This window comes from Ralstonia flatus, from assembly GCF_958439105.1.
In the GTDB taxonomy this organism is placed as follows: Bacteria; Pseudomonadota; Gammaproteobacteria; order Burkholderiales; family Burkholderiaceae; genus Ralstonia; species Ralstonia flatus.
The window spans coordinates 81,061-104,421 of sequence record NZ_CAUDLI010000013.1 but is presented as its reverse complement, the minus strand read 5'-3'; the positions used below and the strand labels follow the sequence as shown (position 1 = coordinate 104,421).

Below are 23,361 nucleotides of genomic sequence, written 5' to 3'. Positions count from 1 at the left end.
ATGGGTCTGGATGCAATCAAGCGCGGCTTCCGGCCTGCAACCCTCCTGGCGAACGCCGCCATGCTGGCCTGCCTGGGCAGTGCCCTGCCCGCGCATGCCGCAGCGGGCGATGCGGCGCCCGTGCCTGGCCAGGTTGTGGCCGGCGGCATGGTGCCGGACGAAGCCACCAAGGCGACCGTGCTGGCCAAGCTGCGCGAGCTGTACGGCAGTGCCAACGTGGTCGACCAGATTGAAGTCGGCAACGTGGTGTCGCCGCCCAACTGGTCGGCCAATGTGCAGAAGATCCTGTCGCCGGCCATCAAGCAGGTAAACCGCGGGCAGCTCAACATCGACGGCACGCAGGTCTCCCTGCATGGCGACGTCGGCAACGAGGCGCAGCGCCAGCAGCTGACCAGCGACATGGCGACAGCGCTCGGCCAGAGCTACACGATCAAGAATGGCCTGCGCGTGGCGGCGGTGTCCGAGCAAGGGCTGCTGGACCAGACGCTGGCTAACCGCATCATCGAATTTGAAACCGGCAGTGCCACGCTCACGCCCAAGGGCCGCGCGATTCTGGATGAAATGGCCGCCGTGCTGCCGCGCCTGAACGGCCGCAAGATCGAAATCGTCGGCCACACCGACAACTCCGGCAGCCGCGCGTTAAACCTCAACCTGAGCCAGGCGCGCGCCGAGACGGTCAAGAACTACCTCATCGCCAAGGGCGCCGAGCAAGGCACGCTCACTGCGATGGGCGTGGGGCCGGATCAGCCAGTGGCGGCCAACAACACCGATGAAGGCCGCTCGCGCAATCGGCGGATCGAGTTTCGGGCAAGCAAGTGACGCGGGAGGACGCTCGCCGGCGGGCACGGTTGCGTGAACCGTCGCCTGCTGGCCATTGCAGCCGGGTGATGAACGGCGTCCCTCCACCCAGATCCGCCTCGAGTATCACGACCCCACTAGGAGACGGTCGCTGCCAATCGCGCAATTTTCTCCGGTGAAAGAGCGCATTTGGTGGCTCTGGTGTCATCTGGTATGGGCTTGGCAACAGCTTGAGCACTGGCTTGCCAGTCGGCGACGGGGTGCGCCTGTCGCGATCGTCAGCGGCATCATTCGCTCAGTACAGGTGGATAGCGCGGCATTCAAGGCCTACGAGGCCATGGGACGGAGCGTCGACGCCAACGCGCGCAGCGCATACGACTACACCGACGACATCTCGCGGGATACCTACTATCGCGTGACTCCCGTCGTCATCACGTTGACCGACGATCGCGTTATCCACTTCTGCGAATACCAGGTCACGGACCGTCGGGTTTCGTCCAATGCACCCTATTTCGCGGGCCTGAGCGGCATGCGCGTGCTTGCTGCAGGCTGGTGGGACAACGACTGTTTTTCAGCGTGGGGCATGCGCTTGACCGGCCGCCGTGAGCCACAGACCGTCTATGTTGCAAAGCGCCCTCGAGACTTGCCCGAACCGCTGGAGACGATACTGTCGCGCAGGAGCCCCCACTTTAGCGAGGCGATCGGCCTTCTTGGTTATTTCTGCGCGCTGATGCTCGTGATCATGCTTTTTTTTGTGGGCAGTGAGTTTGGCCTCGAGGCCGCCGGCCCCGTCGCGGGGATGATGGTCGGGATGTTTACCCTCGCGCCGATGTTGTTCGTGATCATTTCACAGACGCTGATGCACCTGATGGCTGGGCCCCTGCGCTCCATCCCAGAAATGATGGCGGCGGGTGAATACGGCAACCGCCATCTCCGCTTGCGCAGCTTTGACTTCGGCCGCTGTGAGCGCGCGGTATTTGAAGCGTTGGAGCGACATGAAGAGAATTAGTCGTTCGCGGCTAGGTGCATGCAAGCGTGCAGTGTCCTTCCAGCAAGTAGGCATTAACGGTTGACAGCAACGCACATGACACCGTCCGCCCCATCGACCCTGCCCGATTCCGCCCCGACCGAAGCCGATCGGGAAGCCTGCCTGCGCCGGCTGAGCGAGTATTCACCGGACGCGCCCGATGCTCCAGTGCCGTTCAGCCAACGTCTGGCGGAGGCTGAAGGGTGGTCGCGCTTATACACGCTGACCGTCATCGAGGAATACAAGCGCTTTGCGTATCTGGCGGTGTTTGCGGGCCACCCCGTCACGCCTTCCGAGGCGATCGATGCCGCCTGGCATCTCCATCTGCAATATTCGAAAGAGTATTGGACGGTGTTCTGCGGCGAAGTACTACGCGCGCCGCTGCATCACGCGCCGGGGATTGGCTTGCCGCACGAAGACGACGCCTACGCACAGCATTACGCGCAAACACTGGAAAGCTACCGGTGCACGTTCGGCGAGGAGCCGCCGGTCGACGTCTGGCCGAGGCCGGAGCAGCCCGAGGCAGCCAAGGCGCCGGAAACTGTCGTCCCCACACAGCATGCGCCGGAGCCGGTCATGCCGCCGCCCGCACCCACAGCGCGCGCATTCATGCCATCCGTATGGCTTGTGATCGCCGTCATCCTCATCGCCATCACCACGAATGTCGCCTCGGATGTCGATGTGCTCGGCTATTCGGGGCCGCGCTTTCTCGCGTTCTATCTGGGTGTGTGCGTGATGGCGTGTCTGCTGATCCGGAGCCTGCATCGCGCCGCCTACAGCCGGAACCCCTGGGGTGCCGCGGGTGGCAACGTGCCGCGTCAGCTGACACCTGCCGAGGCGGCGCTCATCACCGGCGATGCTGCACGAATGGCGCAGGTCGCGGCGTTGACGCTGCTTGATGCGGGTGCGATCCGCATGGTCCCTCCGGCTAAGCGGAAACGCGACCGCAACACCTACGTGGTGGCGAACGAAGATCGAAGGCCGGAGCGTCACGTCAACGCGTGGACATGGCTCGCCCGGCAAACGCAGCAGCGCTCGGCGTGGCCGAACTTTCGCAATCGGCTCGTCGACGAAGCATCCGACATGACAGATCGGCTGCGCAGCGAAGGATGGCTGTGGACTCGCGGCGCGATGCGCGGAACGACGCTCGCTGCGTGGGCCATTGTGCTGTCGACGCTCTGCCTGGGCGTGATGAAGGTCTTTGTGGGCCTGTCTCGGGAGCGTCCGGTGATGTTGCTGCTGATCGAGATGGCGCTGTTCGCCATCGTGTACTGGGGCGTGACGGCGCGGCTGATCGGCGTCGGCCGTGCCGGCCCCACCGCGGGGGCCAACGCCGCGCTTGAGGTCTATCGCCAGCGCGGCCAGCAGGGGCCACGCGCCGGTTTGTCGACGCACGATCTGCTGTGGTTGACCGCGTTTGGCGGCACCAGCGTGCTGGCCAACACAGCATGGGCCGGATACCGATCGATGATGGGACCACCCGCCGGCGCCAGTTCCGGTGGCTCCGGAGGCGACACGTCGAGCAACTGCAGTTCAAGCAGCAGTGGCTCCAGCAGTTGCAGCTCGAGTAGCTGCGGATCCAGCGGCTGCGGCGGCTGCTCGAGCAGCTAGCCGAATCAGCTGGCGCTTTCCGAGGGCGGATCGCCCAGGCCCAGCAACTCCTCGATCTGCGACAGCGTCGCATCGTCCTTGACGACCGTCCGAAGCCAGGCATGCAGCGGCATGTCGCCCCACTTCGCGGCACGTGCGGCGAGGTAGGCAACAGGGCTGTGCGGCTCGGTCTGGCGGAAGAACTCGGCCACATCGCGCAGCTGGTTCAGCGCCTGGGCGCGCGTGCGGATGGGGCCAGAAACCACCGTTTCGATGACGGTGCCTGCGGCAGACTGAGCCGTCTGTTGCGGAGCGCCCTTTGCTTCCACGGCGGTTGGCTTGGGCTCCGGCTTGCCACCGAAGCGCTCAACCAATGCGCGCACCGCCTGCAAGGCTTCGCGCGCGGGGCGGAAACTCGGCGCGTGATCACCCGCTCGTGCATCGAGCACAGACTCCAACCGCAGCAGCGCGGCGCCGCAGCCGACCACATCGTCGTGCAGCGTCTTGTAGAACGCAGGCGGCGTGGCGCGCCGTGCGGATTCAAACTGCTCCTGCGTGACTTTTCCGCGCGACAGTTCGTCGGCCTGTTCCGGATCGCGGCGGATGGCTTCGACTAGGCTAGTCGCGACTTCCCAATCGATCAGGCTGTAGCCGCCCTTGCCCGCCTCCACCAGCGGCACCTCGCGAATGAGCTGGCTCGAACGCGTCGCAAGCCACGCCATGCTGCCCGTACGCGCTTCAGGATCGTCGGCTTCCGGCAGCGGATAGAGGTGCTCCCAGAACTGCTCGCACAAACCTGCGATCAGTTCGTAGCCCTCGCGCAGGCCGGCAAAGCCACGCTCCTTCGACAACGCCTCGGCCAGCCATGCGGCCAGGCGCAGATCCTTCGTGCGGTTTTGCAGCAGCGACGTGCTCTCGGCGATGACGGCGCGCCAGTCGGCTTCCTTGATCTCCGTGACCCACTCGCCCTGGTCGAGTGACGGGTCATCAAACCGGCGAGCATCCTGGATGCTGTCGAATTCTGCTGAGAAGAGCATGTCTTCGCCGCAAGGTTGAGCGCCGGGCAGCGGAGCGAGCAATTGGTCAAACGGAAGAGAGGCCATGATCTGAAGCGAAAGAAAACCGATGTGCGGTACGAAACTCAGGGCTTGCCGACGCGGCAGTCCGCCAGCGCCAGCGTCAGGCCAACGAACTGCCGGTTCAGGCAGTCCAGCGTGATGTCCTTGCTGGGCTTGTACGCCGCAAGCTTGTGATCGGGAAACAGCGCCTTGAGCGCGTCACGCTGATCGTCCTGGAACGGCGCGCCCACCTTCAGGTCTTCCGTCACGGCCAGCGTGTTCAGACTGTCGTCGGACAACGGATAGACCTGCCCCTTGAAGACCAGGCGGCGACCGTCGTATTTCTTCGACGCGGTCGGCGCGTCCTTGAAATATTCGGTCAGCACCTGGCGGTACGAAACCTGCAACGGGGTGTCGTCCTGAGCGAATGCGGGCGTGACGAGCAACGCGACCACAGCAGAAGCGGCGGCGAGGCGGGACAGTGCGTTCATATCAGCGTGCGTGAATCAGACGTCCGCGCGCGCGGGGCGGACGGTGGAGATGCTACGCAGGCTTGGGGCGGTTGGGGGGATTGTTTCTAAATCTTCATGTGTGGGCCTTAACCCGACACGTGCGAGACATCACGCTGTGCATTTAACGAGTAGACCGGCGGATCCTCTGATGTTGGCTCTGTGCCGGGCGAATCCCGTTTCTGGTTGCCTGCCAACGCATCAGTATCTGAAGTAGAAGGTACCGTATTCGCCCGAGTCATCCGGCTTGCGTTGGACCTTGGCCGACTTGACCAGATCGACGTTCCCGGAATCGGGAATGCCCAGCGTGCGGCAAACCTTCTCCGTCAGACGTACAAATGGCATCCATTTTCTGGCGAGGCTAATGGTCATCAGGCCGAAGAACGCATAGAACCCTGCGCTCATGGCTAAAAAGCCGTACGGGAAAACGTCGTGCAGCAAATTCTGCGGCGACTCGACGAGCAGCAGCATGATCCCCAGTATCGGAGCCCCTAGTCCCACAAGTATCCCAGCTACTCCTATAACCCACCACTTCACCGCATTCTTGATATGCCGGGCCTTACCCCGAGAGCAATGCGGGTACAACGCGATGATGCGGTCCTCTGGTCTCGCAATGCCCGCTGTCTCATAGTGATCGTTACGCCATTCGGCGGCCACTTCGACTTTGTCCCCTTCTTTAAAAGGACTGCGCCAGACCCAGCCCTTGACCGGATCGCCGTCAAGGTCAAATTCGACGTAATCAGCATGTTCCTCCGCACTCGATGCGGACGCTGCTGTCGCGATCGCGGGTCCACTCAACCCCGCGATGCCCGCTGCAATGGCGACCACTTCGAGCTTGTCCCGATCGGCCTCCGTAAACACGAAACTCGCTTCTGCACGGGTCACCTTGTAGTTCGTTATCGTGCCCGTCAGCTTTACCAACCCTTCAGGCCGTTGCTCGACGATCATTTATCGGAAACGCATATCGGTTGCTATCAGCAATATATCCGACGGCTCCTTCTTGCCATGCTTCTCTCGATGCAGGCGAAATGCTGCCTCACAGTCAAACATGTCGGGGCTCTGGGCGCTCGTCAACAGTGCTTTCCGGAGACGCTTTCCACCGCAGCGGCTCCTCTGGCCCTATGCCGTCCTCGCGACGCTTCCGGCCACAGTCGCTATTCCACTCTTCCGGAAACGTTGGCCAAGTGCACAGCCTCTCCGCCAAGCAATGCAGCGGTGCCCACAGAAACGTCGCCAAGAATGTGAGCTGCGTTTGCGCGGAATTCTCACCGCGACCACCGACACGATCCAGTACGCGCGAGGCCGACAACTCCGTTTCCTCAAGATGCTGGCTCGGGGTGTGAAAGCCTTTTCGCAGCCATTCATATTCGGTCGGGGACGGCACCTTCTCTATGCCCTCTTCCATGAATGTGCGGATGTACTGCCACAACCCTTCTCCGGCCAGCTTAGGGCCGACCCAAAGAACCTCCTCGCCCTTGCGTTCGGGGTCGCCCGGGTCCAACGGCGGCCAGTACAGCACTAGGCCACGCAGCCCAAAATAGCCTCCACCTGTCTCCTGCCTGCGCTGGCGAGCAAATTTGTCATCAATCTGATCTGGCCGCATGTCACGTGGTGCACACCAACTGGTATGCGCCCTGACGCGATCCCACTCCAGAACGACGTTACCGCCATAACGCTGCGGACGCAGCACATACACTTTGCGTGTGGTGCGATTGAAGCGATAACGCGGTCGCAGCAGCGTGAAATAGTTAGGCGCAATCTTCTCTGGCCAAAAGAGCGACAGCACAAATCCCATGACGCCTGTCATGCCGGCGCCGATCAGCATGGAGATGTACCACCCGCTGGAAAACACGGGGTCCATCGTGGATAGCAGCACCCAAAAGAACAAACAAACTCCGAGCGCAAGCCATAACAAGCCCACCGCCATGAACTCAACGGAGCGATCTTCCTCGCCCATATTGGAGAGTTCGATGAAGTGCTCGTTATGATCGAACAGCGTGCGCGCCCATTCCAAGCTGGGCTTAGCATCATCCTTGCGGCGCTCCTTGGGAGCGTGCAGCACGGTGTACCGATTGATATCAGCCAGGAATTCGACGGCCTCCTTCTGACCGTGTTTTTTCCGGTGCTGCTGGAAAGCCGCTTCGCAATCAAACATTACCTACCTCAACCGATATCAGCCAGTGCATCAGCAAGCTTGTCCATCATTTGCGCCTCGCTCTTGTAAGGGATTTTCGTGCTACTGGCCTTGTGGAACGGCTGTGCTTTCAGCCAATTCTCCCACTCCACGCCTTTAAGCTTGCCGATCACGAAGGTGGCAGCGACCGTCAACAATCCCGAAACCAGATTGAGTCGAAGCAACCAGAGAGGTGCAGTCAAATAGCGCGCACTCAAAATGGCGCCACCAACCGCAACACTGCCACTAACGGCGCGCACAGCGTACGCGACCATCAAATATTTTTCTTTTTCCTTGTACGCAGTTACGCCGTCCACACTATCCCAGATCACCCCAACAACCGCCCCCGCAGCAACATATCGCGCTGCCCCCGCCTTCAATGTGAGGAGTTCGCGTTCTGCGACCGTGGCCGTACCAACCTTGTGAGTCTTATACACAATGTCTGGCACCTGCTTATACAGCACCTTTTCATAAAAGGTTGCCCTGGTGTCTTTGAACATCCCCAGCAGATCGGCCATTGATCCGACCAACTCTGTCGTAGTGCGCAGATCGTGCCGAACGTAGGCCCGGCTGATGGCTGGAAGAATCGCTAAGGCATTGACGGCGCAGATTGCATGAGTGGTTCGCATCTCTTGCATGGCGCTGTTAGCGCTGCCCCCTTTGATAGCATTTCGTATCCGCCGGTCAATGGATTTGACCTGCTTCATCAGCGCCGAACTAAGTGCGTCCTGTTCAAGCTGCTTGATGTGCGCTATAGCTTTGGTACCCAAACCTCGAGCGAGTAGCAGAGCCTGTGTCCGGGCAATGCGCTTCTCCATCTCGGACGGCGAGAGCCCCTTGACCTGGATCATGACGGCGGACAATACGATTCCCGCCATGCCGTTCTTCGCTTCCTTCGCAAGCTTCATCAGCGAAGTACGCCGATCTGCGGCGGCAGCGGCTCCGTCGAGCACGGTCAACAGATCCTTCTCAACTTTGTCCGACGTCTTGAGGGTGCCGCTCATCTTGTTGAGCGCTGCGGCCATATCTGCGTAGGCTTTCTGGCTACGCGCGTTGTCTTGCGCTCCTGTCACCGCCTGCTCAGAGGGGGGGATCGGCGTGACGAGGAGCTGCAGCGCCGACTGCAGTTCCGAGCTCAGAGCACGATTGTTCAAGCTGAGCATTCGCCAGACCAGATTCTTCTTATGTGGAGTGAACAAGTCGAGCGACCCATACCATGCGCGACCGCGAGGACTGTTGTCCAACTGCATGAGGATGACGCACAGTTGCCCAGCACACCGATCACCGTCGCCCGTATCTGCGGAAGCAGTATCGCTGTACAAACCCAGTGCTTTGTCCGTCAAGCTATCCGACTTCAGCCATTGCACAAGGTCTTCCGCTACGCGGTCCATCTCTGTATCGCGGTTCCTGATTTCCTTTTCGTGTTCGGTATCGAAGGCACTGACCAACGCCATATCGCAATTGGCGTCGATGCTGGCTTGCGCCTTCTTTGCTGCATCGTCAACAGCTTCTTGACGCTTCGCTGTCTTCTGCTCGATCTGCTTCTGCAAGTCTTCACGACGACGTCGATTCAACTCTTGGATGCTAATGGTCTCGTAGGTGCCATCCGGCCGGCGAACCCTGACGGGCTGGGGGCTGTCCGAGCCCGGGTAGTGCCCACCCATGTTCTCGCGGACTTCACGCATACGATCGATCGCGCCATCAAAGTCATCGATCGCTTTCTTCTCGAGCGCCTTCTTAACGGTTTGGATACTGCGACTGGCGCTGTCCTTCCAAGCGTTTGTGATATTTCGCCCGTCTTCCGTCTTAAGCCACTTGACGTAAGGCACCGATGCCGACAGGTGATGAAGGCTCAGCTCCTGCGCGACACCGAGCGCGTCTTCGCACGCAACTACCGCGCCTTTGTTGTCCTGCAGGAACTTACGCATGCCCTCCAATCGAGAACCGTGTTTGGCCTTGTAGGGCGGCTGCGTCACCGTTTCAATACGCGTGTCTTCGATAATCACGGGAGCCGCATCGGGAGTTGGAATGACCTGCTGCTCCGTCACGGTTTTCTCGTAATTGCCCCAGCCACGCTCCTGCGGCGTCATGCCCATCAGGCCGAAGAACTGCTCATTCCCGACAACCTGAACTTTCTCATCCCCAAGCGCGGCATATTCCAGCACCTGTTTGTCCAGTTGCGCAGGCTGCATGCTGTCTGCCTGGCTGGTATTGCCACCGAGCCAGCCAGCAACATCGAACTGTTGCATGTACTTTGCAGGGTTCGGTTCGATCTCGCGCTTCAGGTGCGCCGGGTCGATCGGATCGGGATGGAAGGCATACCAGAGCGATTTGACGTTCTTTGCGTCTTTGATCCAGACCAGACTGTTATTGGCCTGCCGTGCATCCCGCGCGCAGGCGATCTTGACCTCGGCTTGCTGCGGGAGCATCACAGGAAACTGCTTCAGATAGCCATGCGGATGGATGGCGTACCCCTCCCACTCCAGCAGGCCGCGCCGCTCGATGCGCAAGTACAAGTAACCGGCGCGTAGCATCCGTACGCCGTAGCGTCCCGTTTTGATGGAAACCCCGCCTGGCTGGGCTTGAAGCTTGCCGGTGGGTTTGAACTTGTCGAGAAGAGTCAGCCCTTCTGACCGCGAACTGTAGCCAACGGCGTAGCGTGTAAAGAGAATCGGCAAGCCTTCTCGCTTGCAATCGTCACACGGGTTGGTGCAAACCATGTGTTTCGTCTCCGGGGTTCAGGCAGGCATCGAAGGCGCTCACAAAACGCGCTTCCGGATCTGCACTCAGTGCTTCCAGCGTTTGGTTCAACACGCGCGACCAGTGCGGCGTGTCCCAGTCAATCGAAGGTGGTGCTTCGCGGTACCTGATGCTGCACCAGACGAAGTCTTCGAGGTTTCCCCCATCCAGATGGTGCGCGGTACCGATTGAAAGCAATTGCCGCATCAGGTTGGCATTGGGTTGCTCACTTGGAGTGACACCGTTTTCCGCAAACCGCGCCCACACTCGATTCCCAACCGGCGCCGAATGCGCCGCCCGCCATTGCTTCGCATCCATCAAGCGGTTCAATACCGCCCCCTCCGGCCCCCTGTCTGGCTCCCTAGACAGCTCGGCCTCGAACCATAACGGAACCGACACAACGGCATTCTGCGTCGATACCATTTCCTCTAGCGCCCATGGCCCCCATGGCTGCGTCAACGACCACCATCCCTCCACCGGGCCTAGCCACATGGCTTGCTGCGCGGCAGTCAGTTCGGGCCACACGCGCTGCAGCACGCGCGGGTCCTGGTAGCGAAAGACTTTGGCGTTCCGGCCTTCGGGGGGATATTGAAACCCCAGCATGCGGAGGTGTTGTGCGAGCCCGGCTGCGGAGTCGGCGCAGAACAGCACGGCCCCCAAACCTTGCCGCACCAATCGTTGATTTGCCTGCCCGCTCGCGGTCATCACCAAACGGGCCAGTGCATCTCGTGATAGTTCCTGCTCCAAACTGTTCGTTGCGCCGTCTGGTAACGCGCTGTCGGGCAGCGGCACGACGCAGGGTGCTTCGTTCTCGCGCCCCGTGTAAAAGTCGTCTGGCACGGCAACGCGCAGGGTGGCGGCTTCCGGCCAGACTTCGGAAATCGCGTCAGCCAGCGGATTGCTTTCCCACGCGTCCAAGAGAAGATAGGCGCGCAATGGGTGGGCCCCCGCCCGTTGCTGCCGCTTCAATGCGTGATAGCGGGCAGCCAGCTCACGGCACCTTGCCAGGGCGTCGGGATGTGGCACGTCTGTATCCGTGCTGTCGGCCGCAAATAAGGAGGTTTCCAAGTCCGCCAGCGTGGGATGGGGCATACCTTTCGTCCCAGAACTCAACGTGACACCGAGCCAGCACCATTGGCGGCGGCGCTGCTTTCTTGCACGCCACAGCCCTTCAGATTACCGCCCGCCAAGCTGTTATCCGTCCCCGCCCCACCCGGCCCCACAAACCGATGCCCCGCCCCCTTAAACGTCACCATCCCGGGCGCATGCAGCTCAATCGTTCCGTTCGTCACCTTGATCTGCGCACCGGCCGCATTGACGAGCACGTGCTGCTTCGCCTCCGCAGTGACATTGCCCTGCGTGGAGGCAACCGTCACAGCCTTCTCGGCCACCAGATGAGTCTCGCCCTTGAGGCTCGAAAGCCCGACCTTGCCGCTTGCGGCATGCATGGCGATGCCCGGTGTCGCATCCCCGGCTTGCCCGAGCGATTTGCCATGCGCATAGAGGCTTAGCCCCTCCGCCACCGCCACTGAAAGATTGCCGCCCGCGGCGACGTTGGTGTCTTGCTTGGCGACCAACGTGGCTTGCGTCCCGGCAATCAGCACCGCATCTGCCGGCGTCGTGCTGACAATGCCTTTGGGCGCAGAGACTTGCAGATGCGGCTCGCTGTAGGCAACGGCCTGTGCGCCTTCACCCGCGCTTTCGGTGTGACGCAGCACTTCGGTGGTGTGGCGCAGCTGCTTGAGCGCGGGGAGTTCCTTGGCGGCAGGTTCGTCGGCCAGGCCGGCTTTCTGCTTCTGCGCCGCGTCGGCGAGGGATTCGGCGAGGTCGCTCACGGCTTCGATCTGGCTGGCGGCAGCTTCGCTATCCTGCAGCGATGCGCTGGTGCCGGCGCTGTGGGCGGTGAGCAGCAGGCCGGCGCCGGCGCGCACGGCACCGCTGTCGTCGGTGGCGAGTGCGGCTCCGTGCCCGAGATCGGCTTGCCGCGCGCTGTCGACCTGTTCCTTGTGATGGCCGAGCACGAGGCCGCTTGCCGCCTGCGTGGTGCTGAGCTGCGTGCGGCCCTGCCCTGCGGAGTCATCAAAGACGAGTTGGTTGTAACCCGACGAGCCCGACTGGCTGCCGGCCAGCGCCTGCGTCTTGATGCCGGACAGCACGGCGTTGTGGGCGTAGGCGCCCTGGCTCTTGCTGTCGCCGGCAAACCACGCCGGCGCGTTGCCGGTGGCGCCGGCTGCGCCGGCCTGGTTCTGGTTGTATTGCGCGTCAGTCTGGCCGCTGCCGTTGTAGGCGGCGCCCACCACGACGGGCCGGTCGATGTCGCCTTGCAGGAATTCGACCAGCACCTCCTGGCCAACACGCGGCAGCGCCACGCCGCCCCAGTTCGGGCCGGCCACGGGCGCGGTCACGCGCACCCATGCGCCAAGGCCGGCGCTGGCGCGCGCGTTGTCGTCGCCAGCCGGATGCGATTGGCGGCTGGCCGACCGAGCGCCGCGTTGCCAATGAAATTGCACCTTGATGCGATGGTCCCGGTCGGTATGCACGGGCCCTTCCGCCCCCACCACCAGCGCGGTCTGGCTGCCATTGACGGTCGGGCGCGGATGCAGCGCACGGCCCTGCGCATCACTCTGCTGCGGGCGCACGGGCACGTTGTCGCGCACGACGGTGAAGTGGTTGCGATAGAACGGCGCGTCGTCGCCTGCGCCGTGGTTGCTTCCCGCGGCCAGCACATCCCCGCCACGCAGTGCACCAAGCGTTTCGGTCAGCACCTGGCCGAAGCGGTCGTTGAAGTTGTTGCGTGCCTGGTGCTTCACGGCCAACACGGCAAAGCGCTGCTCGCCATCGTCATGATCGAAGTGATCGAGCAACTGGAAGCGCGTGCCGGTCGCCAACGTGCGGGCGGTGCCTTCGCCGTCGAACTGCTTGTCGCGCAGCTCCAGCGCTTCCATCATCAGCCGCGCGACGCGCTGCGCCTGGTTGTTGTCTTCAAACCAGTACTGACCGGGGTAATCGGTGTCTTGCAACGTCAGCTGCGGGCCGTCGTTGCTTTGTTGCTGCGCGCCGAGTTGCGCCGTGCGCTTTGCGTTGGCGCGATAGTCCCAACTGGCGATCGATACGGCATTGGTCTGCCAACGGCGGGCGCCTTGCCAGCGGTCGATCACGTCTTCCGTGGCCGTGGCATCTGCGCGGCCAAAGCGGATGCTCGCCTGTGCGTTGTCGGCAAAGACGTCATTCGAGTCTGCAATGACCATGCGATGCACGCCCAGCGCATCGCCGTCCTTGGCTTCATGCTCGAAGAAATAGAAGAGCCCTTCTTCGGCCAGCAGGCGCGTGACGAAATTAAAGTCGCTTTCGTCGTATTGCGTGATGACGCTGCGGCGCGTGTAGACCGCGCTGTCGCGCAACGCCCAGCGCCAGGCGGGCACGAGGTGGCCCTGGCCCTGGTAGTCGCCAAACAGGCTGTCAATCACCTCGATGATCGACATGTCCTGGAACAGGAAGCTGTCTTGCCGATGGCGCAGGAACGCGAGCCAGGGTTCGATCACCAACCGATAGCGCACCAGGCCACCGTTGGCCCCCACCTGCTCGAAGCGCGTCACGTGGCCATGGAACGGCCGCAGCGCGCTTCGGCTTTGCTGCGTCAGCAGATCCAGCCGCACAGGCTGGCCGAGCAGCTTGGCCGAATCGATATCAGCGTTGTCCGACAACGCCGTGAGTTCCAGCCGGAAGCCGCCTGCGTCGATGTGCTCGGCCGCATCCAGCTGCTCCGGCAGCAGCACGTTCGGTCCCAGCGGCGTTTCCAGGCGCAGCAGCCGGTCGGCCTGGGAGAACGACGCACGTAGCAGGTTTGCCAACTCGGTCGGAGAGACCATGATGTGCTCCAGCGAAGCGACTTAGTTGATGCGGTACTTGAATTCGCCGTTCTTGCCGACGCCGACCTTGATCTTCTCGACGCTACCGCCTTCGGCCATGCGCGTCAGCACCGATTCGGCAATCTGCGGCAGCAGCGTGCCGTTCAGGATGTGGTCGACCGCGCGGGCGCCGGCATCGACTTCCGTGCAGCGTGCGAGCACCGATTCAACGAGTGCGTTGTCCCACTGGAACGTCGCCTTGTGATTGATGGCCACGCGATCGCGAATGCGGCCCAGCTTGAGCGTGATGATCTCGGCCAGCACGTCGTCGGAAATCGGGTAATACGGCACCACCTTCATGCGCCCCAGGAATGCGGGCTTGAACGCCTTGTAGAGCGTCGGGCGCAGCAGCTCTGCCAGCGCATCGGCGTCGGGGAGTTCTTCAGCAGGCTTGTTCAGGCACGCCTGCATGATGGCCTGCGAGCCGACGTTCGACGTGAGGATGATGATGGTGTTGCGGAAGTCGATCGGGCGACCTTCGGCGTCGTCCATTTCGCCCTTGTCGAAGACCTGGAAGAACATCTCCAGCACGTCGGGGTGGGCCTTCTCGACTTCATCGAGCAGCACGACGCTGTACGGGTTGCGACGCACGGCTTCGGTCAGTACGCCGCCTTCGCCATAGCCGACATAACCCGGCGGCGACCCCTTGAGGCCAGACACGCTGTGCGCCTCCTGGTACTCGCTCATGTTGATGGTGATGAGCTTGCGTTCACCGCCGTAGAGAATGTCGGCCAGTGCCAGCGCGGTTTCCGTTTTACCGACGCCTGACGGGCCGGCAAACAGGAACACGCCGCGCGGCTTGTTCGGATCTTCCAGGTTGGCGGTGGCGGTGCGCACGCGCTGCGCGATGGCGTCCAGCGCGTGGTCCTGCCCGATCACGCGGGCGGCCAGCAGCGGCTTGAGGTTCAGCACCGTGCGCAGTTCGTCCTTGACCATGCGGCCCAGCGGAATGCCCGTCCAGGCCGAGACGATTTCCGACACGACATGGCCATCCACCTGCAACGGGACCATGGGCGATTCGCCCTGCAGCGCGCGCAGCTCGGCGAGCAGCGTGGCCAGTTCGTCCTGTTCGTCCGTTTTGTCGGCGGCGCGCTTGCGCTTGGGGATCGAGACGACGTCGCTGTTGGCCGCCACGGGCAATGCGTCTTCCTCGCCGGCTTGGGCGGTACCGCTTTCGCGCGCCTCGCGCAGCGCCTGAATGCGAGCGGCCAGCGCGCGCTCCTGCGCCAGACGTTCGGTGTTCTGCGCGACGCGTTGCTCCAGCTCCGTGCGCTGCTCGTTCAGCGCCTTCAGGCGCGTGTCGTGGTCGGCACCGGCGCTTTGCTCGCGCTCCAGCGCGTTGATCTCGCCTTGCAGGCGTTCGAGCGTTTTCTGGTCGTCTTCAATGGCGCCCGGCGTGGCGCTCTGGCCCAGCGCCACCTTGGCGCACGCCGTATCCAGCACGCTGACGGCCTTGTCCGGCAGCTGGCGGCCGCTGATATAGCGATGCGACAAGCGCACGGCCTCGGTAATCGCCTCGTCCAGCACGCGCACGCCAAAGTGGCGCTCCATCAGCCCGGCCATGCCGCGCAGCATGGCGGCCGCCAGCGGCTCGCTGGGCTCTTCCACCTTCACGACCTGGAAGCGGCGCGCCAGTGCGGCATCTTTTTCAAAGTACTTCTTGTATTCGCTCCACGTGGTGGCCGCGATCGTGCGCAGCTCGCCGCGTGCAAGCGCAGGCTTGAGCAGGTTGGCCGCATCGTTCTGCCCGGCCTGCCCGCCCGCGCCAATGATGGTGTGCGCCTCGTCGATGAACAGGATGATCGGCTTCGGGCTCTTCTTCACCTCGTCGATCACGTTCTTCAGGCGGTTCTCGAATTCGCCCTTGACGCTGGCGCCTGCCTGCAGGAGCCCCATGTCGAGCGTGCGCAGCGTCACGCCCTGCAGCGGCGGCGGGACATCGTTGGCGGCGACGCGCAGGGCCAGGCCTTCCACCACAGCGGTCTTGCCCACGCCAGCTTCGCCGGTGAGGATCGGGTTGTTCTGGCGACGACGCATCAGGATGTCGATCACCTGGCGGATCTCGGCATCGCGGCCGATCACGGGGTCGATGCGTCCATCGCGCGCAGACTGGGTCAGGTCCACGGTGAACTGGTCCAGCGCAGGTGTGGACGTCAGCGCCGCGGCGGGCTTGCCGCCTTCGCCTTGCGTCGCGTCTGCGCCGTCGTCGGCAATGTCCACGGCCTGCTCTTGCTCGTCGGAACCGGCGGTCAGCCGATCGAAGTCGTGCTTCAGGCGGTCGGCTTCAATCTGCCCGAACAGGCGCGAGCCCCGTTGCGCGAGCGCCGACAGGCTGGGCTCCGTCAACAGCGCCAGCAGCAGATGGCCCGAGCGGATGCGCGTGATTTGCGAATCGAGCGAGGCAATCAGCCAGCCGTGCTCGAACAGCTTCGGCAGGTACGGCGAAAACGCCGGCGTGCGCGTATTGCCGGTCTGGAAGCGGCCGATCTCGGCTTCCAAGTCACGTTGCAGCGCGGCCAGGTCGATGCCGCTTGCGCGGGCAGCCACGGCAAAGTCGCTGCGGCGGTTTTCCAGCAGCGCCAGGAACAGGTGCTCGAGATCGACCTCGTAATTGCCGCGCGCCATGCACAGCGACGCAGCGCGCTCGGCGGCTTGCCGGCTCGTCGCATTCAGCTTGGCGATCAGGGTTTTGAGTGGGATGGCCATGGCGGCAGCGCTCCGGAAGAATCGATGAATGTGTCGGTATCAATGCAGCGGCGCGAGGGTGTATTGCGCATCGCTGCGGTCCTGCTGCGCGGGGCGGGAACACAGGAAGGTGTCCCAGCCCAGGCGCCCGTCGTTGCTGTTGTCCAGCGTGCTGCCGGTCACGTCCTGCTGGCGCAGGATCAGCTTGATTTCGAACTCCAGCGTGGTGCCGCACAGGATGGTCAGCATCTTGCGCAGCGCCAGCGCGCCGGAGGCACCCGGCAGGAAATTGCGGTATTGCGCACGCTTGAGCGGCCCGACCCACAGGCGCACGCGCAGGTCGCGCTGCCACACCCGCGCGCCGGCCAACGCCGTGGCGCCCAGCACGTTGTTGGTGCTGCCCAGCCGCGTGTACTGCGACGCCGGCACGCGATACCACCCGCCGACAAACTGCTCCACCCGCATCGGCGCCTGGAAGTAATCCGACAGCACGCGCTGCAGGTACGCCGCAGACACCGGCCGATGCCGGATCGCCGTGGCATAACCGGCCAGCGCTTCGTCGAGGATCGGCCCCGGCGTGGTGGAGAGATCGCGGCGCAGCGTCTTGTCTGCCGCCCCCGCCAGCGATAGCAGCAGCGGCAGGTAATGCTTGTTGCTGTCGACTTCGTACTGGAACGGCAGGCGGTATTTCTTCCACGCCAGGTAGAACAGCGCCGTTGCCCGGTTCGAGAAGATGTCGAAGAACGCACGTGCAGCGCGGTCGCGCCAGAGGCTTTCGCGCTCGGCCACGATTTCGGTGTAGCGCAAGGGCAAGGCGCCCTGCCCGCCCAGCATGCCGAAGAACGTGGGCGTGATCGCCAGCGAATCGAGCGCGCCCTCTTTCAGCGCGGCAATGAATGCGGCGTCGGTTTCAAGCATCTCGGCGGTGATGCCCTCGGCCTCGATGTGCTGCAGTTCGCTGGGCGGAAACGACAGCGACAGCGTGTTGCGAAAGCTCAGGCGCGTGGCCAGCGCCTGCTCGGGCGCCGTGCCGCCTTCGCGCGCGAACAGCTGCTCCAACAGGCGCACGGCCTGGAAGAACTGGTACCGGTGCGGCTGCTGGAGCAGCCGCCGGATCACACCAGGATCGATTCGCCGCTGCGGGGTGCGCATTTGACCAATTCCTTGCCGGTGCGGCGCGAGACCGCAATCAACTGCACAAAGCTGTTCATGTGGACGTACAGGCCGAAGAAGTGGTCCAGCACACGGATGAACCGGTGCATGCCGGTGCCCACAAAGGCGTCTTCATCCAGCGTGAGGCGCACCTCCAGGCCGCGCACGAAGGTGGCGAACGGCTTGCCGGCCAGCCACTGCGTCGCCGGTTGGTAATCGAGCGCGACGATGCCTTCGATCTGCCGCGCCGAAATCGCGTTGCGCGGCAGGTCGTGCAGGCGGAGCATCTCTTTCAACGTCGGCAGACCGTTCTGCACGAGCGACAGATGGTTCAGCGCCAGCAGCGAGATCAATCGCCATTGCGCCGCGCGCCCGCCGCCAAACCGCATCGAAGGCGTCGGCTTGCGCAGGAAGGTGATGTTGCGGGCGATGGAACTGCCTTCCATCGACAGATCGCCATCGGGCTGGCCAAACGCCAGCGTCGAAGGCAAGTCCCGGTTCGTGCAGGTGACAGTCAGGCTGAGCGTGTCCGTCTGCGGGCTGGCGGGGTCGAACTGCGTATCGACGATGGAGATTTCCGTTTCGAAGCCGGGGCTGCGCTGCGCGATCAGCTCGTTGCGGCGTGCAAGCCAGTAATGGCCCGCGCGGCCGGGCTCCTCGCCGTGATGCAGCGAGTAGAACGGCCGGAACTCCGTGACCTTCTCGTGCGCCGTGGTTTCACGCACCAGCTGCACGTTGTCGATCGAGTAGATGTCAAAGCCATGCGCGCGCCGGCTGTCTGCCACGACCGGATAGGCGCTGGCCGTATGTTCGATGCGGATCGGATCGGCCTTCTGTTGGAACAGATTGACCACGGGCGTGCAATGCAGGCGCAAGTGCTCAGGCTGCAGGTTCTCGAGCAGGCGCGCGGCGTGCGAATCGCTGCGCACGTCTTTCAGCACCAGATGCAGCGTCAGACGGCGCACCGGCACGCCCGGCGTTAGGCCGCGCCGCAATGCGGCCAGGTCGATGTCGAAGAAGTTGAATTTCTCGGCAAAGCTGAAGTGCTCGGTCAACAACCGATAGGCCGGATGCGAACGTGCCGGGCAATCGATCAGGGATTCGTCTTCGCTAAAGCCGACTTCGTGCAAGGGCACGGAAATCAGGCGCTTCCAGACACCGGCGCGCTCGGCTTCCACGTATCCGGCTGCGGTGTGCAGGAACAGCGCATCGCCCAGCGCCGCCACGAACGATGGCTCGCCGTCCATGTAGACGCGCAGCTTGTCCATCGACAGCGATTCGAAACCGCCGCGCTCCCCCACGTATTCGAGCGTGATCGCAATGGCGCCTGTCGCGCCTTTGGGCAACTGCACGGCGGCCGGCGCCGACACTGCGCGCTCGAACGTCGCGCCGGCCACGCGCACCGGCGCAAACGTGACGTCGTATGCGGTGCGGAAGCGGCATTCGACCTTGCGCACCATGCGTGTGGTGAGGAACGTGCCGCGCGCAATCGTGACCGGCGCACTGAGTTGCGCAGCCACGCCGCGCACATCGAAATGCGCCACCGAGCACGACGGAAAGGGCCGCAGGTAGTGCGGATACAGCACCTCCAGCAGCGCCTCGGTAAATTCGGGGTAGTCGTCGTCGAGCTTCTTGCTGACACGTGCGGTCAGGAAGGCAAACGATTCGATCATCCGCTCGACATGCGGATCGTCGCAGCCGTCGCCCGACATGGCGAGGCGGCCGGCGATCTTCGGATACCGCTCGGCGAAGTCGCGCGAGTACCGGCGCAGGAAGGCCAGTTCTCGTTCGTAATAAGGCAGCAGCTCTTCCATTCTTCGTGGCGGTCCGGTGGCGGTCCTGCGGGTGCTTCAGTGTGTTGCGGGTGGTGCGTTGTGCAGGTCCGTGCAGTCTCAGCCGCGTCCGCGTGACACGGAATACCGCAGCGTCGACGGTTGCAGCATGGCGTCAAAACTCACGGGCTCGCGTGCGGGCCCCACCAGCAGCACTGCGCTGATCCCAAAGCACAAGGCATTGGTCGCGCGTTCATTGATTTCCAGCGACACATTCACATGCTGCAGTCGCGGCTCGTGCCGCTCGATCGCCTTCGTGAGCGACTGGCAGATGTAGTTGCGGTCGTAGAAACTGGCCAGGCTCAGGCCAGAAAAATCGTTCAGGCCATACGTGAGCAGCGACCGCTTGCATTCGGGCAAGCCGTGCAAATCCTCTTCTTCCAACACGATGCGCGTGTTGAGCAAGGATTCAATATCGCGTGCCACGGTGCTCTTGAGTTCTTCCAGTGAGAGCTGGCGCAATGCCGTGGGCATGGGCGCGTGCGGCTCGTCGTCGAAGAGCTTGTCGAGCAGGCTGGGTTCGAAGCCTTTCATATGCTGCTAGAAAACAAGATGCCGCAGCACGGCGGCTGCGGCTCTTGTCATCAGGAGAAAACCAAACGTTAAACCGAGTAGGTCTTGTCGTTCTTGGTGAGGCTCCAGGCGCCTTGCGAGTTGCCGCCTTGGCCGCCGGCGCTCTTCTGCTGCGTGTACTTCCACTGCACAGCGGCGTAGCGCAGGCTGAACGTGTCGGTCGGGATGCCTTGCGCGACCACTTGCGAATCGACTTCGCTCAGGATGGCGTTCTTCAGCTTGACTTCGAGGTACTTCACGCGGTTGCCTTCGCCATCTGCGCGGAAGAATTCGATGGTCACTTCACCGAAGGTCGTGCCGCCCGAAGCGTGCTGGTACAGCAGCGGGCTGACGACGTCCAGATCCTTCGTGAAGACCATGTCGCGGTGCTCGCAACGCTCAGCCGTGTGGCCGCCCGCGGTCGAAGCCGTGGCCGAACGCGGTTGGCTGATGGCCTGCGACCAGCTGTTGATTTCGATCCAGTCCTTGTGATCCTTGTCTTGCGACTCCCCCTTGATTGCCGGGCTGTCGAACTTGACGTAGATATCCTTCATACAGAGACCCTCTTCAATAGATTGGTTGTTGGTACTGCAACGGGTAACGAGCATAACGGGTGGTTATGCCCGAACATTCCCCCCCGGGGAGAGTCCGGTCAGGAATTACGAGTTGGCCGACTTGGGCAGATCCGCCACGAGGCGCAGCGAGATCGACAGTTCGTCGAGCTGGAAATGCGGCCGCAGGAACGCCACCGAGCGATACGTGCCCGGCTTGCCCGGCACCTCCGCCACCTGGATCGACGCCTCGCGCAGCGGGAATTGCGCCTTCTGTTCTTGCGTGGCGTTGTCGTCCAGCAGCACGTACTGCGAGATCCAGCGGTTCAGGAACGTCTCAACGTTCTTGGCCGAGGCAAAGCTGCCGATCTTGTCGCGCATCATCGCCTTCAGGTAATGCGCCACGCGCGATACCGAGAAGATGTACTGCAGCTGCGCAGACAGCACCGCATTGGCGTTTGCGCTGTCGGAGTCGTACTTCTTCGCCTTCTGCGCCGACTGTGCAGCGAAGAACGCGGCGTAATCCGTGTTCTTGCAATGCACGAGCGGGATGAAGCCGAGGTCGCTCAGTTCCTTCTCGCGGCGGTCGGTGATGGCGATTTCGGTCGGGCACTTGAGTGCGATTTCGCCGTCGTCGGTCTTGAAGGTGTGCGTCGGCAGGTCTTCGACCAGGCCGCCACCCTCCACACCGCGGATGGCAGCGCACCAGCCGAAGTCGTCAAACGCCGCGGTCAGGCGCGCGCCGAACGCCCAGGCGGCGTTGCACCACAGGTACTTGCTGTGATCGGTGCCGTCGACGTCTTCAACAAAGTTGAAGCTCTCGACCACGGTGCCGTCCTTCGGGTTGTACGGCAGACGGCCCAGGAAGCGCGGCAACGTCAGACCGACGTAGCGCGAATCTTCCGAATCACGGAACGACTTCCACTTGGCGTATTCGACCGTATCGAACACCTTCGCCAGGTCGCGCGGCTTGCCCAGGTCGGCAAACGATTCCAGGCCCAGCAGCTCCGGCGACGACGAGGCGATGAACGGTGCATGCGAAGCCGCAGCCACGTGCGCCATCTGCTCGATGAAGTACATGTCTTCGGGCTGACGCGTGATTTCGTAGTCGCCGATCAGCGCGCCGAACGGGGCCCCGCCGAAGGTGCCGAATTCTTCTTCGTAGACCTTCTTGAACAGCGCGCTCTGGTCAAACTCGATGGCGGTCTTGAAGTCCTTCGTCAGATCGCGCTTGGTCGCGTTGAGCGCCTTGATCTTGATCGTCTGGCCGGTGCTCGTTTCCTTGACGAGGTAGTGCAGACCGCGCCAGGTGGATTCCAGCTTCTGGAATTCCGGCGCGTGCATGATTGCGCTCAGCTGCTGCGAGATCAGGCGGTCCAGCTCGGCCACACGTGCATCGAGCGTGGCCGACAGGTTGTCGGACACCACCACGGTGCCGCTCAGCACTTGGCTGGCCAGCTCGCCGATGATGTCTTTCGCGCGTTCACGCTCGGAGTCGGACTTGGCGACGCGGCTTTGCTCGACGATGCTGTCGAGCAGGCTCACCTCTTCCGCAACCGAGGCGCCTTGCGCAGCGGATTGGTTCTCAAGCATCCTCGCCCCCGTTTTGCTTGGCGCCCAGCTTCTTCGCGTTTTCGGTGTTCTTCAGCACTTCCGACAGCAGATCTTCCAGCTTGTCGTTACCGGCCATCTTGTTGCGCAGGTCAGCCAGCTTGGAGCGCGCTTCGAGCAGCTTGCGCAGCGGCTCGACCTGCTCGACAACGGCTTCGGGGCTGAAGTCTTCAAGCGAACGGAACTTCAGGTCGACGCCAAAGCGGCCACCGTCTTCCGTCAGCGTGTTCGGCACCTGGAACGCCGCGCGCGGCTCCACGCCCTTCATCACTTCGTCAAAGTTGTCGCGGTCGATGTTGACGAACTTGCGGTCGCGCAGCTTGGGCTGCTGCACTTCGGATTGGCCCGACAGGTCAGCCACCACGCCCACCACGAATGGCAGTTCCTTCGTCTCGATTGCGTCGCCGATTTCGACGTCATACGTCAGCTGCACGCGCGGCGGACGCACCTTCTGCAGACGCTTCTGTACGCTTTCTTTCTTGGCCATCACGTTCCTCCAGGAATGCGAACCAGCGCTGTGCTTAACGCAGTGCGCCGAACGGGTCTGCGCTGCCGCTGGCAGCACCGGTAGCGGCTGCCGGCGCTGCAGTGGTGCCGTGCTCGGCGGCCGGCGCTGCACGGCGGACAACACGCGCGGGGCGGCGCACCGGCTGCTTGGCCGTCTGCTCGCCCGGGAACAGGACCTGTTCGCCCAGCGTGTCGCGCAGCATCTTGGCAAGCACCTGCGCGTCGGTCTTGACGTCACCGGCCAGCGCGCTGTCGGCACGCAGCTCCTGCAGCGAACGGCGCGCCACGCGCAGGCCGCTCACAGCCAGGATGCTCTTTGCCTGACGATCGGCGTTGTCACGCTGCAGGGCTTCTTCTGCAGCCAGGATGGCCTGCGGATATTTCTCTGCGCCGAACTGGAGCTGCGCAATGCGCACCCACGGCTCGTCGCGCGTCGGGTTCTGCTTGGCGATCTGCTGGTACAGATCAATCGCCTTGTCCTGCTGGCCGCCCTTGGCCGCAGCTTCCGCCTCCGACATGCTCTGGCCGAAGGCCTCGTCGGTTTGGGGTCCGGGGTTGGTGGTCGAGCAGCCTGCAAACAGAGCGGCGGCGGCAGACAGCACGATGAAGGAACGGAGAACGGAAATAGACGAGGATTTGGCCACGGCGAGACTCTTCAAAGTTTCAAAG

Annotated in this window: 18 protein-coding genes; 3 read left to right on the top strand and 15 right to left on the bottom strand. The window is 63.0% G+C overall.

Annotated features, from left to right (window positions below; translation table 11 throughout):
• The 3 genes from R2676_RS23980 (at nucleotide 1) to R2676_RS23970 (ending at nucleotide 3,436) form a co-directional block, all read left to right on the top strand.
• On the top strand, nucleotides 1-819 hold the full coding sequence (locus tag R2676_RS23980; protein WP_092975298.1) for an OmpA family protein: 819 nt from the start codon (nucleotides 1-3) through the stop codon (nucleotides 817-819).
• Between the two features lie 154 nt (nucleotides 820-973).
• Nucleotides 974-1,807 (top strand): hypothetical protein, encoded by an 834-nt coding sequence (locus tag R2676_RS23975; protein WP_206274394.1) that lies wholly within the window; start codon nucleotides 974-976, stop codon nucleotides 1,805-1,807.
• A 75-nt stretch (nucleotides 1,808-1,882) separates the two neighbouring features.
• Complete coding sequence (locus R2676_RS23970) at nucleotides 1,883-3,436, top strand: TIGR04222 domain-containing membrane protein (RefSeq protein ID WP_206274393.1); 1,554 nt, start codon at nucleotides 1,883-1,885, stop codon at nucleotides 3,434-3,436.
• A gap of 5 nt (nucleotides 3,437-3,441) precedes the next feature.
• Here the strand turns inward: R2676_RS23970 and tssA are convergent, their stop codons facing one another.
• From tssA to R2676_RS23895, 15 genes are all read right to left on the bottom strand, one after another.
• On the bottom strand, nucleotides 3,442-4,518 hold the full coding sequence (gene tssA / locus R2676_RS23965; protein ID WP_206274392.1) for a type VI secretion system protein TssA: 1,077 nt from the start codon (nucleotides 4,516-4,518) through the stop codon (nucleotides 3,442-3,444).
• A gap of 38 nt (nucleotides 4,519-4,556) precedes the next feature.
• Nucleotides 4,557-4,964 (bottom strand): hypothetical protein, encoded by a 408-nt coding sequence (locus R2676_RS23960; protein ID WP_316857628.1) that lies wholly within the window; start codon nucleotides 4,962-4,964, stop codon nucleotides 4,557-4,559.
• A 219-nt stretch (nucleotides 4,965-5,183) separates the two neighbouring features.
• Nucleotides 5,184-5,930 (bottom strand): putative type VI secretion system effector, encoded by a 747-nt coding sequence (locus tag R2676_RS23955; RefSeq protein WP_206274391.1) that lies wholly within the window; start codon nucleotides 5,928-5,930, stop codon nucleotides 5,184-5,186.
• 94 nt (nucleotides 5,931-6,024) lie between these two features.
• Nucleotides 6,025-7,137 (bottom strand): MFS transporter, encoded by a 1,113-nt coding sequence (locus R2676_RS23950; protein WP_206274390.1) that lies wholly within the window; start codon nucleotides 7,135-7,137, stop codon nucleotides 6,025-6,027.
• An 8-nt stretch (nucleotides 7,138-7,145) separates the two neighbouring features.
• A complete protein-coding gene (locus R2676_RS23945; protein ID WP_206274389.1) occupies nucleotides 7,146-9,875 on the bottom strand; it encodes a T6SS effector BTH_I2691 family protein in 2,730 nt (909 codons plus the stop codon).
• A complete protein-coding gene (locus tag R2676_RS23940; protein WP_206274388.1) occupies nucleotides 9,853-10,986 on the bottom strand; it encodes a DUF4123 domain-containing protein in 1,134 nt (377 codons plus the stop codon). Before R2676_RS23940 ends, R2676_RS23945 begins: the two co-directional genes overlap by 23 nt.
• A 17-nt stretch (nucleotides 10,987-11,003) precedes the next feature.
• Entirely contained in the window at nucleotides 11,004-13,763 is a 2,760-nt protein-coding gene (locus R2676_RS23935; protein ID WP_316857627.1) for a type VI secretion system Vgr family protein, read from the bottom strand.
• A gap of 21 nt (nucleotides 13,764-13,784) precedes the next feature.
• Nucleotides 13,785-16,508, bottom strand: a complete 2,724-nt coding sequence (gene tssH / locus R2676_RS23930; RefSeq protein WP_206274386.1) for a type VI secretion system ATPase TssH — start codon at nucleotides 16,506-16,508, stop codon at nucleotides 13,785-13,787.
• 39 nt (nucleotides 16,509-16,547) lie between these two features.
• The gene (tssG, locus tag R2676_RS23925) at nucleotides 16,548-17,639 is read right to left on the bottom strand and encodes a type VI secretion system baseplate subunit TssG (RefSeq protein ID WP_206274385.1); all 1,092 of its coding nucleotides are present in this window, start codon (nucleotides 17,637-17,639) and stop codon (nucleotides 16,548-16,550) included.
• Nucleotides 17,603-19,453: a type VI secretion system baseplate subunit TssF gene (tssF, locus tag R2676_RS23920; RefSeq protein WP_027678927.1), complete on the bottom strand. Its 1,851-nt coding sequence runs from the start codon at nucleotides 19,451-19,453 to the stop codon at nucleotides 17,603-17,605. The genes tssG and tssF overlap by 37 nt, the downstream gene beginning before the upstream one ends.
• A gap of 78 nt (nucleotides 19,454-19,531) precedes the next feature.
• Nucleotides 19,532-20,005, bottom strand: a complete 474-nt coding sequence (tssE, locus tag R2676_RS23915; protein ID WP_009241814.1) for a type VI secretion system baseplate subunit TssE — start codon at nucleotides 20,003-20,005, stop codon at nucleotides 19,532-19,534.
• Between the two features lie 68 nt (nucleotides 20,006-20,073).
• Nucleotides 20,074-20,577: an Hcp family type VI secretion system effector gene (locus R2676_RS23910; protein WP_009241815.1), complete on the bottom strand. Its 504-nt coding sequence runs from the start codon at nucleotides 20,575-20,577 to the stop codon at nucleotides 20,074-20,076.
• A 105-nt stretch (nucleotides 20,578-20,682) separates the two neighbouring features.
• A complete protein-coding gene (gene tssC, locus R2676_RS23905; protein ID WP_027678926.1) occupies nucleotides 20,683-22,167 on the bottom strand; it encodes a type VI secretion system contractile sheath large subunit in 1,485 nt (494 codons plus the stop codon).
• Entirely contained in the window at nucleotides 22,160-22,672 is a 513-nt protein-coding gene (gene tssB, locus R2676_RS23900; protein ID WP_009241817.1) for a type VI secretion system contractile sheath small subunit, read from the bottom strand. Before tssB ends, tssC begins: the two co-directional genes overlap by 8 nt.
• Before the next feature lie 34 nt (nucleotides 22,673-22,706).
• Nucleotides 22,707-23,336, bottom strand: coding sequence for an outer membrane protein assembly factor BamD (locus R2676_RS23895; RefSeq protein WP_037026711.1), 630 nt, complete (start codon nucleotides 23,334-23,336; stop codon nucleotides 22,707-22,709).
• Nucleotides 23,337-23,361 lie beyond the last annotated feature (25 nt).